This window comes from Enterococcus sp. DIV0210g, from assembly GCF_050559705.1.
In the GTDB taxonomy this organism is placed as follows: Bacteria; Bacillota; Bacilli; order Lactobacillales; family Enterococcaceae; genus Enterococcus_B; species Enterococcus_B faecalis_A.
Genome location: NZ_CP187903.1, coordinates 292161 through 305582, shown reverse-complemented (window position 1 = coordinate 305582; position 13422 = coordinate 292161). Strand labels below are relative to the sequence as shown.

The following is a 13422-nucleotide window of genomic DNA, read 5'->3' as shown; positions in this document are numbered from 1 at the left end:
GAAGCGATGAAGTTGAAGCCCTGTGGAAATCTCGCAAAAAAAATGTAGGTGGCAGCTAGGAACTATGCCTGCAATGCCAACTCCTCCATCTGATTTGGTGTTAAATAATTAATACTGCTATGGATTCGCTTGCGATTGTAAAATCCTTCAATGTATTGAAATAACGCTAAATGAGCGGCTTCAAAGTTTTCATACGCTTTTGATGGATAGACTTCTTCTTTTTTGAGTGATGCGTGAAATGATTCGATACCGGCATTATCGTAGGGACAGCCCTTACGACTGAAGGAGTGCCGGATGTTTAATTCTTTCAGCTTTACCTCGTAGGCTTCGCTGGTGTACTGAGAACCCAAATCTGAGTGGATGACTAGGTTCTCGGAGGGTATGTGGTTTAAGAGCGCATGGTCAAGGGTTTCGATGACCAATTCTTTGGTCATCTGCTTGCCAAACTTCCAACCGATGATTTTCTTTGTGTGGAGGTCTTGGATAGTGGAGAGGTAGGTCCAGCCATCTTTTAGGGTATGAATATAGGTGATATCTGTCACCCATTTTTGATTGATCGACGTAGTGGTGAAATCTTGGTTTAACAGGTTTTTGCGTCCTTCACTTTTAACTTTCGCTTGCTTGCCAGGCTTGTATTTTTTGAGGGTGATTGAACGTAAGCCCAACTTTCTCATCAGTTTTTGTACTCGCTTTAGGGACAAGGTTTCGCCGCGGCCAACAAGAATCTTATGAATTTTGGGCGCACCATAGATACCCTTGTTTTCAAAGTAAATCCCCGAAATCAAGCGGCTTAGGCGTTCGTTTTCTGATTGGCGTTTGGAAGGCTTCTTTTTCTTCCAGTCATAGTAGCTGGATTTTGGTGTTTCCAAAACGGTACACATCTGTTTTACGTCATGATCATTTGCATTTGATTGAATAAATTCGAAGACATCACTCGTTTTTACTTTTGAGCGAATATGGTTAAAGCCTTTTTTAGGATGGTGTTTTCCTCCTGCATGCGGGCCATTTCCTTTTTCATTGCTAGGATTTCTGCCTCAGTCATGCCGGTTGCTTCATTCTTTGTATGAAGCTTCTTCCAGCGATAAATCGTTTGTGTAGCGATACCATATTGCTCTGCCAGTTCCTCGACCGATTGGCCAGACTGGTTTAAATCTAAAATCATCTTCTTAAAGTCTTCATCAAATTTTTTCTTGGCTTTTGCCATCTTGGACACGTCCTTTTCTTAGTAGTTAAATTCTACCAAATCGTGTCCATGAAATCATCTTAACATCAGTAATTTAATTGACTAACGCCTGTTACAGCCCCTAGGAACACCGCTACAGCGTTAATTGTCAATACGGTTAAATCTGTATACTCAAAGCTGTAAGCCTTGCCTAACACGCTAATAAGTACAGATAAAGCGGGCAGTACGGTTAGCACTACCCACTTAATAATTTGATACTGTTTATCTGATAAAATCATGGTTATCCCACCTTCTTCCAAATGGATTTTAATTGCGCTCCATGTTCAATGAGAGTTTCTTTGTGACTATCCAAACGTCTGTCATGCTCCTTTAACTCGTCATGGATAGCGATTCTATCTGATTTACTCGATTCTAAATCTTTGTTAATCATATCTAACGTGTGACTCATTTTAGTTAAATTATCGGATATTTTAGTAAAATTAGACATAATCGGCTTTACCAAATAAGATACAAGTCCGATTATTGTCATGATTGCGCCACTCCAAGCCGCGATTGTTAATACATCTAACATTTGACACCTCCTGCATAAAATTAAGTAACACACTCGATTGAGTATGCTCAGTCAAACATTTGTTTAATTGTAAAATACGTACAATCTGCCATTTTTTGATAATTGGTCGATGAATAGGGATAAAATATTTTTCATTTGATTACTCCTTTTTAATTTTTGGCATAATAAAAAGAGACTAAAAATATAGTCTCTTTTTATTATTTTAGATTTTACTTAAAACAAGTTTTTTATAGCCATAATGAACACAGTATGAAATCAATATAGTAGCAAAGAAGCAAATATACAATGAAAGTTGCTGACCTTCAACTACTAAGTTACGCGACATATACTGTACCAGAAAAATCTCATATGATATTGTCCCTAATAAAGAAAATAAATAGTTATTAAAGAGTCTTTGGATAATAATAGACATCCAAATTACTGTTAATGCCATTGGTAAGACTGTAAACAAAGCTATGGTATTTGATAGCAAGTATGGTAGGTTGAGAATTGTTGATGTTTGACTGAATACGAATATCAAGAAAGATCCAATTCCTATTAAAATATGTGCGAAATGATATTTTTTTTCTGTGAAGAATAATTTAATTTTTCCGTAGTAATCACAAAATATGGTGCCTAACGGAAAGGCAAACATCTGACGAGCTAACAGAGATGGTGCATCTGCTTTAGCAAAATACACTGACTCCACAATAAACCATACTGTAAAAGATGCGAGTAACAGGCCGTAAAATATTCCGTCGTTTAATTTATATCGACTGACTAGTTTCATTATAATCCAATAAACAATATAAATAATTAGGATATACCTAATGTACCAGTTTGCTCTAGTAAAAAAAAATATCTCGGAAACTAACTTTATGTTATAAACCTTCGCTGTAAAAATCGCACCTACTAAATAGACAAACCAATAGGGTACAATAACCGTAAAAAATCGTTTCTTCCAAAAATTATTCAAACCTGATTTTTTATATGAGTAACGAAGCCCATATCCTGAAGCAATTAAAAACAAAGAAACTCCAATAGCCGCAATCCACTGAATCCCTCCGATATCATAGGAACTTCCTATATGTGCCCAAAAAACAGTTAGTATAGCAAAGCCTTTTAATAAATTTGTATGTGTTTTATCAAAAAAATTAAATTTTTTCTTTTTAACAAGTGATGAAGCTATTACTAAAATTAATAAAAACAATGTAAATACTAAAAACGCCTTCAATTTATCCACTCCTATCCATTTAAAAGGATACAGTATTCGCTTTTAACAGTCAATTAGATATCTGATAATCGTACCGTTAATTCGAAGCTTACGATTGTAATTTTAGTCCAATTACCTGCTGTAAGTTTATATAAATCTATCGTACTATTAGTCGGAACTGATGATACTAAATGCAAAATACACATATAAGTTGTACCACTCGCAAGACCAATCATTGACAAATCTGTTGATGATTTACGGATTGCATCTGCTGACATATATATAGTTTTATCTGCAACAATAGTTAAATCAACAGCAATTTTATTGTAGTAGCTAAAATCTTGAGATAAAATTGTACCAAAATCGGTAATATTATTGATTTCACCTAATCGCTTTAAACCACTTAATCTTGCCATCATATTTTCTTTTAATAAAAGTTCTGATTCCGTGGGCATTGTTATACTGGAATTTTTAACAAATGTCTTTGCTGTGATATTTGCAATCACACAGTCACAGCGCTCGATAAAGTTTGGATATAACAATCCATTGTCACTTGTTGTTAAATTATTTATCCGAAAGCTAGAGTGATATGCATAAAAAGCATTGTTATTGTATCCTGTAAAATAAACACAATCTAATTGATGCGCATAAATATTTGTACAACTAACTAAAACAGCAGCTCTTATCTTGTAACCATTTGTGACAATCGTTACATTATGTGCATCAAATAATGCTAATGTGTCTTCTCGACCGTCATTTAAAAAATTAATTTCTCTTTTTGATAAATAAGGTGATGTGATAGACAATCCACACTCTAATAAAGTCGGAAAAGGATTATTTTGTGTGCCATCAGGGTTATAACCTGTATTATTACCGTAAAAAATTGCGCTCGATGCTGTACTGTAATGAGGCAATTTGACTACGCCACTCCCGCTTGACGGATGACTAAAATTATTATTAGTAACAAAGTACTGAGATAATCCCCCGAAAGTACTCAATCTAGCTTGTGTTGATAAATAGATTAAACCATCTACATCATTAAATCCTATACCTTCTATTTCTCCTAGAGCGTAAAAATTTTCTTGATAAACATCGAATTCATATGTGGTCATATATTCCAGTTTTTCTTTTTTAACATTAATCTTAAATGTCCATATCTGACTCTTACGGCCTCCAATGTAATATAATACTCCATTATTTACTTGTATACCTTGGCCATAAGTCGGCTCATAACCTAGCAGACTTTCTAAATTTACTTTAAATTTAAATTCTAGATCATAACCATAACACTCAATTATTTTATTGTTTGCAACAAAAAACGACTCACTTACATCGTCATAGCCAACCGAATGCAGAATTGACAAAGTAGTTTTATCACTAAAATCAAACTCGTCAGTCACCTCTAAAGTTGCTGTATCAATTTTATATAATTTAAACTGCTGTGTTCTATCAACAGTAGTACTATCCTCTGATGGACAAAAATAAATATATCCATCTTTTTTGCAATATGTCATCGAGTTGCCATGATAACCTTTAATTACATTTTCGAGTAAAATTTGACCCGTATTAATATCAAATTTTACTAACGAGCCATATTGTTTGTCTCTATCCCCATCATTTTGCATATATTGTACAACAATATTAGAGTTTAATGCACAAAAAGCTTGATTATTCGATGGGATTTCGTTTGATTTTCTATAAAATCGCCCCAGTCGGCGTGCGCTTGCGTGAGTGTTAGATAATATAATTAAATTTGATAATTTACTATAATCTGCATCTAATCTTTTACCTAAATTCGGATACGCCTCTTCTCCAAACGGTTTTCTAGCCTCAATCAATTCTGTTAACACTTTACCACCCGGATCAACGTTTTCAATAATCTCTTTATTTTGTTCTATAAATTCTTCCCAATCATTTTTGCCTGATTGGATGTATTCCTTGAATAATCGGATTAAATCTTCGATTGTCCACACGTAAGTTGAGCCGTCTTTTTTAACTTCCTTTACACCTTCGGAAAATACATTTTTAGTAACATTGTAAGTAAAATCTCTCGTAGAAAATTGTTCTGTCCATTCATGTGCATTTTTCATTTTTCGAAAACTAAAATAAGCCGTTTGTCTACCTAGTTGTTGCCAATCCTCATCACGTAGTGTGTACTTCAATTGTCCTGTACCAGGGCTAGTCATTTCGTTTGGCTTTAATTTTTGTTCTATAATCCCCAATCCAGCTGTCTGTCCTAGTTTCGCACAAAAAAAGACTTCCAATCCGGCATAGGACTTTGGTAACCCATTTTCGGTGATTTGTACTACTAATGTTTGAGTTTCTTCGTCGGATTGCCGAATTTTAAGCAATCCAATCTCGTTGTTAGGCTCTGTTGTCGACAGTGTTATCTCATGTTTAATTGCCACTCGTATCACACTCCTTTATTATATTGTATCAAAATTGCATCATGTCGCGCGGATTAATGAAATCGTTCGGCCAGTCTTGAGGCCATGGACCATTTCTAAAGAACTGGAAGTGTAAATGTGCACCATAACTATTACCAGTATTTCCCATATTACCAATTTGTTGACCACGATTTACTGTATCACCTACACTAACAATCCGTTCAGACATATGCGCATAACCTGTATAAATACCATCAGCGTGTAAAATAACAACGTAATTCCCATAGCTATTTTCGAACGTTGATATAATAACCTCTCCTGCTTGTGCTGCATAAATTGGAGTAGTTGAATTGTTATTAACAATATCAATCCCATTGTGAAACTCTTCCACTCCATCAAGTGTTCTTGGTCCAAATTCACTTGTAACTGTCACAGGTTTAGCAATCGGCATTTGCCATCCACTTGAAGCTGCATCGAATGGTATTTTCGTTGCTGCGGTTAATTGCAAAGCATCTTGTTTTTCGTTTGTAAATCGATTTCTTATGCCTTGTGCGTATTCCGGAGCAACCATTGATTCTGCGTTTGCAACGATATAATCGCACACAGAAGTAATAAAAGCGCCATCGTTCCAATTGCTAGAATATTGCTGTACGAAGCTATAGAAAAAGCCGCCTTGAACCGCTGCTGGATACCAGTTTGTGATAGAACTTAATAGCGATAGAGTACCTAGCCACTTAGAACCATCGTTAAAATCAACAGATGTGTTTGATTTTAAGTAATCAATCATCGGTTTCAGTTTTTTGCGACAGAAATACTCTGCTTGCAGGCCAGTAAACAGTTCATCGTTCGCATTACCATAGGCTTCCCATGAATTGTTAAACTCTGTTGACCCCACTTCACCTTGTAATGCACTTCTGGTTTCTGGATAGTTATCAGCTAACCAACTCAAGAAATTATCCATCTCATAGGCTTGTGTAAACGAGTATTTACCATAATTCCATCCAGCTCCATCGTTTAAAGGCTCGTGATAATATCCTGAACTTCTATCGCCCATTTCGTACTTGGCTGTTAATGCTAACACTCTGACAAATATACTTAAATCTCCGCCAGCATCGCCACCGCCACCACTTGAACCTCCGCCATTTGTATCAATTTTAACGCCATTTACATATAGTTCTTTGACATCCAAACGACCATTCATTGCAACCGCATCTTCAAACGTCACTTTCCCATTGCGAAAAGTTCCTTCGCCGGTTAGTCTATACAGTGGTTTGTCAGGTGTACTTTCTTTCGGAATTTGAAAGACTGCAATTGATTTTCCATCGCCTCCACCAGTGTTAATCGAGAAAATGTAGTTTGGGTTTTTCCAAATGGCAAAGCCGTTGATATTTTTATCTGCTCCATAGGTAGATGTAATCGACCCTAATGATTCTCCATGAACATCATCCAAGCCTGTAGAAATAACTTTCTTTTCAAAAGAAACTTTACCGCCTTCAACCACCACTTGGAATGATTTATCATCCAATGTCTTTAAAGCTACCCCTTGAACGAGGATACCTGACAGAATGCCAGCAGTGATAAAATCAGCAACTATTGCGCCATCTTGTGTCATAGCCAATTCGAACGGACCGTTGATACCATTGTTTGAGTAACCTAATCCACCTAAATTCCACCGCCAAACTTTTTCAGCTTCTGAAGCATCAGGTTTATCCATGATTAAAATTTCACTAGGTGCTTTTTCCGGTCTAAATCGTACGTAACCGCCTTTTGTACCAGTAATCCAGCTGGACGCATTTCTTACAGCTTCAACTAAAACTTCTGTTCTTTTTTCTACTTTTTGCTTTAATTTTGCTGTTTCTGTTGCTACATTGTTTGTGTAAAATGTAATATCGTTACCCAAAATAACTTCTTTGTATTTACCTAAAGTAGGATACCAGGTATATTCCACCATTCGTTCAGACACTTCAATTCCCAATTTTGCAACTTTAACATGACACGTATCTCCAAAATGTAAACTAGCAATCGTATCATAAATATCTTTGTACTCCAATGTGTGTTCTAAGTTGACCATAGACACAGAATGAGTAACGGAAGGTTCATGCACACGATCATTGTTAAATTTTGTTTGACCCCATTTTTTTAAATCTTCGACCGTCAAACATTCAGAATTTTCGTATTTTCCAATTCGTCTATTTTTATCAGTTACACCATCAATTTCTAAATATTTGTAAGTGATTGGTTCTTTGTTCTCGTCATAATCCCCCTCAGGTACGCCCCCGACTAAGTACAAACTATTGTAATAATTATTATCTACTTCTTCTTCGATTGATTCTAGGTTGACACCTAAGTCCACACGATAGCCGTTATCTTCACCAATTCGGCTCAATAACTTAATGTTGTAATTATCCATATCTAACTCACCATCGGTTACGCTAGCTAGATTTTCGTTCCCATTATTAGACCCAATTAGTGCATCGATTGGATTTGTCTGTTTTACTGTAAATTGATGGACGGTTGAAACTGTGGAAGAAAAAGAAAAAGGCTGCTCGAATGCCAAGCTAGCCTTTAATTTGTTCATGATTGTTGTGCCGTTTCCAGAAGATACGAACGCATTTTCGATAAAATTGCGACTTAACATATAACCAATTGCTCTTGCGGAAATAGAAAACGAGTTAAGGTTTTTTACAACTTTATAAATTTCAAAGTATTGATTTTTTCCATTCTCGTCTTTTGCGCGAACAAAGTTGCCTTCTTTTAAATAATTTACGTTTTGTCCATTAATTGAGTAATTACCATAAAAAGTAAAGTCGTTATTTAAAATACGATTAATTTCTGGCAAATCTTCCCAATCAGTAAGTGGATTTGAGTCAAGACCTCGGACACGATTTGCGAGAGTTTTTTTCGAGATTCCGGCGGGCGAGTATCTCATCGTTTCGACCAGCCGTCAAACCAAAACCGTTTGACCGCTGATCGAAGCGATGAAGTTGAAGCCCTGTGGAAATCTCGCAAAAAAAATGTAGGTGGCAGCTAGGAACTATGCCTGCAATGCCAACTCCTCCATCTGATTTGGTGTTAAATAATTAATACTGCTATGGATTCGCTTGCGATTGTAAAATCCTTCAATGTATTGAAATAACGCTAAATGAGCGGCTTCAAAGTTTTCATACGCTTTTGATGGATAGACTTCTTCTTTTTTGAGTGATGCGTGAAATGATTCGATACCGGCATTATCGTAGGGACAGCCCTTACGACTGAAGGAGTGCCGGATGTTTAATTCTTTCAGCTTTACCTCGTAGGCTTCGCTGGTGTACTGAGAACCCAAATCTGAGTGGATGACTAGGTTCTCGGAGGGTATGTGGTTTAAGAGCGCATGGTCAAGGGTTTCGATGACCAATTCTTTGGTCATCTGCTTGCCAAACTTCCAACCGATGATTTTCTTTGTGTGGAGGTCTTGGATAGTGGAGAGGTAGGTCCAGCCATCTTTTAGGGTATGAATATAGGTGATATCTGTCACCCATTTTTGATTGATCGACGTAGTGGTGAAATCTTGGTTTAACAGGTTTTTGCGTCCTTCACTTTTAACTTTCGCTTGCTTGCCAGGCTTGTATTTTTTGAGGGTGATTGAACGTAAGCCCAACTTTCTCATCAGTTTTTGTACTCGCTTTAGGGACAAGGTTTCGCCGCGGCCAACAAGAATCTTATGAATTTTGGGCGCACCATAGATACCCTTGTTTTCAAAGTAAATCCCCGAAATCAAGCGGCTTAGGCGTTCGTTTTCTGATTGGCGTTTGGAAGGCTTCTTTTTCTTCCAGTCATAGTAGCTGGATTTTGGTGTTTCCAAAACGGTACACATCTGTTTTACGTCATGATCATTTGCATTTGATTGAATAAATTCGAAGACATCACTCGTTTTTACTTTTGAGCGAATATGGTTAAAGCCTTTTTTAGGATGGTGTTTTCCTCCTGCATGCGGGCCATTTCCTTTTTCATTGCTAGGATTTCTGCCTCAGTCATGCCGGTTGCTTCATTCTTTGTATGAAGCTTCTTCCAGCGATAAATCGTTTGTGTAGCGATACCATATTGCTCTGCCAGTTCCTCGACCGATTGGCCAGACTGGTTTAAATCTAAAATCATCTTCTTAAAGTCTTCATCAAATTTTTTCTTGGCTTTTGCCATCTTGGACACGTCCTTTTCTTAGTAGTTAAATTCTACCAAATCGTGTCCATGAAATCATCTTAACATCAAGCCGTTAACTCCGTTTTGAGAAGCGTATTAACAGCTTTTTCCAAATGGACACGGAATAATTCATTCAAATCGCCTTTGTTCGCTAGAGTCTTTAGAATTTCTGTAGTAAAATCGTTCATATGGAAGTCCTCTTTTCTGTGAATGTGTTGTGGTAACTCTATTCTACAGAAGGGACTTCCTTTTTTCTATTTACACAAAATATTTTACACTCTCGCTTTATTTCCAGCTTTCATAGATACTGTATAACCCATAATATAAACATATCTATTATTAATTTAACTAGTTTCTTCTAAAATTTAATTTAAGAAACGATTCTATATCTGTAATGCCAAAATCGATTAATTTTTTTAAAATTCTTTTTTCTTGCAAATCATCCAGTTGTGTTACCTCCTCACATCCACTATACTCTAAATATTCTATTCCTCTTTATCATTAAATTTCCAAATAAAATAACACAATAAAAAAATTAGCTGGTTAGTTTCAAGTGAGAAATAGGATTCTATTTCAAGAGTCTCTAGAAGAATGTGTCCACATGATTCCGATCATAAATGAAAAAGTATAAACTCATGGAATTAATATCTAGAAATGGGTATAAAAATTTCCCCTTAGTTCTATTTTTGATATCAGCTTGTTACAGAATCTATAAATATCACTTGTTATCGGTAATAATTAAAAGAATTAAATAATGATTTTTTTACCTCAATTCATTTTCAAGTGGAATCAACTCATCATCTAACATTTTACGCCATGCTCGCTTCATTTCTTGTGGGTATTTAAATGGCTTCGCTTCTGGATGTTTGGCTTTATATCCTTCGTAATCCTTACTGTTGATAATTGCTTTCATATTAGGAATTGGATCTTCACCTGGTAGATATTGCAGATTAGAAGCATGTAATTCTTTCTCAGAGACAAACCACTCATTGGAAAAGGCATGAATCAAATCATCACTTGCTTGTGTAAAATAGCGACGTTTAATGACAAAGATATCTTCATTGCTATCTAAAGTCCCCACATCAAATGCATTTAAAATTTGTCGGTAAACTTCTTTGACTCCTTCTGTTTTATTCAATTTAGCCAAAGCTTTTTCAATTTCTTCTCGTGCATCTGAACTATTTGCAGCATAAGTTCCTAGTAATTGATCAATATAAGTTGAATCAATATCATACAACTTCGTGGTATTTTCACTATAAAATTCGATCGTTGAAAAATCTTCTCCTTCTTTTTCTGGTTCTTCCTCTATTAATGAACCCTTCACGGTCTCGTACACGCCAATTTGTTCTTCCAAAAGTTGAATTTGATTGTTCAAGGTTGGAGATTTCACCATGTCATCATTGTAATCGTCATAAGTCACTAACGATTCATACGCACGATTCAATTCTTGAAATGCTTTGACATATTCGATACGGATTTCAAGTGGCGTATGTTCATCAATGGATTCCATGGATGAAACCTCTTTTAACTTACCATATGCCTGCTTGAATCTTTTTTTGGATTCCTGATAACTTGGATAAATCAAACCCGATTCTTCTTTTGCTTCTGAATACAGTTTTGTCGCATCCTCGACATTCTTCTCCATTGTCGCTGGCTTACGAAACGTCACAATCAATCCTTTTGTCTTTTCAGGATACGTACGGTTCGTACGTGAAAAAGCTTGAATCAATCCTGCATACTCTAGATTACGATCCACAAATAGGGTTTGAATCGTAGGTGCGTCAAAACCTGTCAATAGACGATCCACTACAATCACTAAATCAATTTGTTTCCCAAATTGTTTAAATTCCGCTCTTTTTCGTGCCAAACGATTATTGATGTCTCCGTTATAACGCTCAATGTCTGCTAATGACCAGGAAGTATCATAATACTGATTATATTCCTCAATAATTTTTTGCATTTCTTCTTGTTGGACACTTGAATCTCGGCTGTTTTCTTCTAATGAATAGGTAATAGCGATTCGTGGAAAATCAGGATCCTCCATCGTTCTTCCTTCACGAATGGGCTGATTAGGAAACTCTTTTGTTAACCAGTCAGGTTCTTTCGTCATCTCTTTGATGGCCCGATAATACTTTTTGGCCATGTCAATGGAACTCGTGGTTAAGATTGCAGATTTCGTTGGACGGCCATTTCGAAAATCAAATTTTGTATAGGCATTATCTGGACGGAACATTTTATGGATGACTTTTTGGATATGTTCATCTGCTTCAAAAACAGCAGGGTCCAAATAACTTTCTTTTTTGACAGGCTCCATTTGATCGATCATACGATTGATCTGTTCTGATGAATACTCTGCATATGTTTCTACTTCTTTTAATTTCCGATAGATTTTATTCTCTAATGAAGTCGGCTCAACGGTATTTTCATGCTCTACTTGAAATCCTAAGACAGAGCCATCTTCTAGCGCATTCTTAATGGTATAGGTGTGCAAGACCTCTCCATACTGATCATGGGTTGTACGTGCCAATTGCCCTTTGGCTTGTTTCCGATTCTCAGGGAAAATCGGTGTACCTGTAAAGCCAAACCAAGTGGACTTCGGAAACATTTTTTTGATTTCTTCCATATTTTCAGCACTTAGCGCTCGATGACACTCATCGACTACAAACACGATATGTTGCCCCATTAATTTTTGGAAGCGATTGGTTCCTTTTTTCTCTTCTTGTTTCTTTGCATATTTCAACGCCGCATCCAGCTTTTGACGGGTTGTAATGATTACAACATTCGCATTGGCATCTGCCAATAAGGTTTCACTTAATTCTTTGGCACTTCCTGTTCCAACGATCAAGCTATTCGCTTTAGCATTCCCGGAAGAAATCCCCGTATTAAATTCCGAAGCAAATTTCGTAAACTCTGTGGTGGTCTGATTATCTAAATCTTTGCGGTCCACTAACATGATCGTTCGATCGATCCCCGATTTTCGTGCTAAAAGCTTAGTAGATACAAAACTAGTCAACGTCTTTCCTGAACCAGTCGCATGCCACACATACCCTGATTGATGTTTATTTGCGGCAATAAACAAGGCTTGAATCGCATGAACTTGATAAGGATGTAACACCATGAGGGTTTTATTGTCTTGATCTTCACTGACAATCGTATAATCCGCAATCAAGCGATGGGCATCCGGGATATTTAGCACTTGTTTACAAAACTCATATAAGTTTTCTACTTTTTCATTGTCTTTCGTTCGCCAACTAAATAAAAACTTAGGGTGCAAGTCTTTCGGTAAGGCATTTGCAAAATACCGGGTCGTTTGTTCATTGGAAACCACAAACAACTGCAAGGTCGAAAAGATATTGTTCCGAAACATGCCTTCTTCTGCATACTTTTTGATTTGGTTAAACGCCTGATAGACGCCATCTCTTGCGGTTACTTGTTTCAACTCGATTTGAACAATCGGTAATCCATTGATCAATAAGGTGACGTCAAAACGTCGATCTCGTGCTTCTATGTTACTTCCACGTTTTGCAATTTGATGGACCACTTCATAAGTAGAGATTCCTCCACCAATGTCTTGATTGGAATAAAGGATAAGTGAGACAGAACCCAATTGCGGATTTTCCCGTTCAATCGTGATCCGAGCCATCCCATTTTCACCTTTTAACCATTTCGCAGCATCAAATGGGGTTTTCGTCCGTAGCAATAATTCGGTTTTGATCGTTTCAAACTCTTTATCGGTCAAAGGAGAATCATTCAGTTCTGCTTGATTATTTGAGATGATTTTTTGGCGTAAATTAACCCAAAGATCTTCTTCTGATTTTAGATCCGGACGATACGTCCACTGATTATGCCCTTCTCCCAGTACACGAATCAACTGTTCTTCGACTTCCGCTTCCTCACGATGACTAATTTTCAT

The 13422-nt window shown here is 36.6% G+C and carries 8 protein-coding genes and 1 pseudogene; all 9 read right to left on the bottom strand.

The features are described 5' to 3' along the window. Positions 1-62: 62 nt before the first annotated feature. A protein-coding gene (locus IGI64_RS01495) for an IS3 family transposase (RefSeq protein WP_430596444.1) occupies positions 63-1204 on the bottom strand; the annotation gives its coding sequence in 2 pieces (ribosomal slippage) (positions 63-976 and positions 976-1204; 1143 coding nt in all). 65 nt (positions 1205-1269) lie between these two features. Then, the gene (locus tag IGI64_RS01490) at positions 1270-1461 is read right to left on the bottom strand and encodes a phage holin (protein WP_430596469.1); all 192 of its coding nucleotides are present in this window, start codon (positions 1459-1461) and stop codon (positions 1270-1272) included. Positions 1462-1463: 2 nt separating this feature from the next. After that, on the bottom strand, positions 1464-1754 hold the full coding sequence (locus IGI64_RS01485; protein ID WP_430596468.1) for a hypothetical protein: 291 nt from the start codon (positions 1752-1754) through the stop codon (positions 1464-1466). Between the two features lie 202 nt (positions 1755-1956). Then, on the bottom strand, positions 1957-2967 hold the full coding sequence (locus tag IGI64_RS01480) for an acyltransferase family protein (protein ID WP_430596467.1): 1011 nt from the start codon (positions 2965-2967) through the stop codon (positions 1957-1959). Positions 2968-3020: 53 nt separating this feature from the next. Further along, positions 3021-5354, bottom strand: coding sequence for a phage baseplate upper protein (locus tag IGI64_RS01475; RefSeq protein WP_430596466.1), 2334 nt, complete (start codon positions 5352-5354; stop codon positions 3021-3023). A 28-nt stretch (positions 5355-5382) separates the two neighbouring features. Beyond that, on the bottom strand, positions 5383-8172 hold the full coding sequence (locus IGI64_RS01470) for a phage tail spike protein (RefSeq protein WP_430596465.1): 2790 nt from the start codon (positions 8170-8172) through the stop codon (positions 5383-5385). 195 nt (positions 8173-8367) lie between these two features. Then, a protein-coding gene (locus IGI64_RS01465) for an IS3 family transposase (protein WP_430596444.1) occupies positions 8368-9509 on the bottom strand; the annotation gives its coding sequence in 2 pieces (ribosomal slippage) (positions 8368-9281 and positions 9281-9509; 1143 coding nt in all). 68 nt (positions 9510-9577) lie between these two features. Continuing rightward, positions 9578-9697 (bottom strand): annotated as a pseudogene (locus IGI64_RS01460) (IS256 family transposase); the annotation flags it as partial. A gap of 575 nt (positions 9698-10272) precedes the next feature. Next, positions 10273-13422 (bottom strand): type I restriction endonuclease subunit R, encoded by a 3150-nt coding sequence (locus IGI64_RS01455; protein ID WP_429939241.1) that lies wholly within the window; start codon positions 13420-13422, stop codon positions 10273-10275.

Bases quoted from the DNA above. Each gene is read 5' to 3' on its own strand.
- IGI64_RS01490 (WP_430596469.1), bottom strand. From the start codon at position 1,461: ATGATTTTATCAGATAAACAGTATCAAATTATTAAGTGGGTAGTGCTA.
- IGI64_RS01485 (WP_430596468.1), bottom strand. From the start codon at position 1,754: ATGTTAGATGTATTAACAATCGCGGCTTGGAGTGGCGCAATCATGACA.
- IGI64_RS01455 (WP_429939241.1), bottom strand. From the start codon at position 13,422: ATGAAAATTAGTCATCGTGAGGAAGCGGAAGTCGAAGAACAGTTGATT.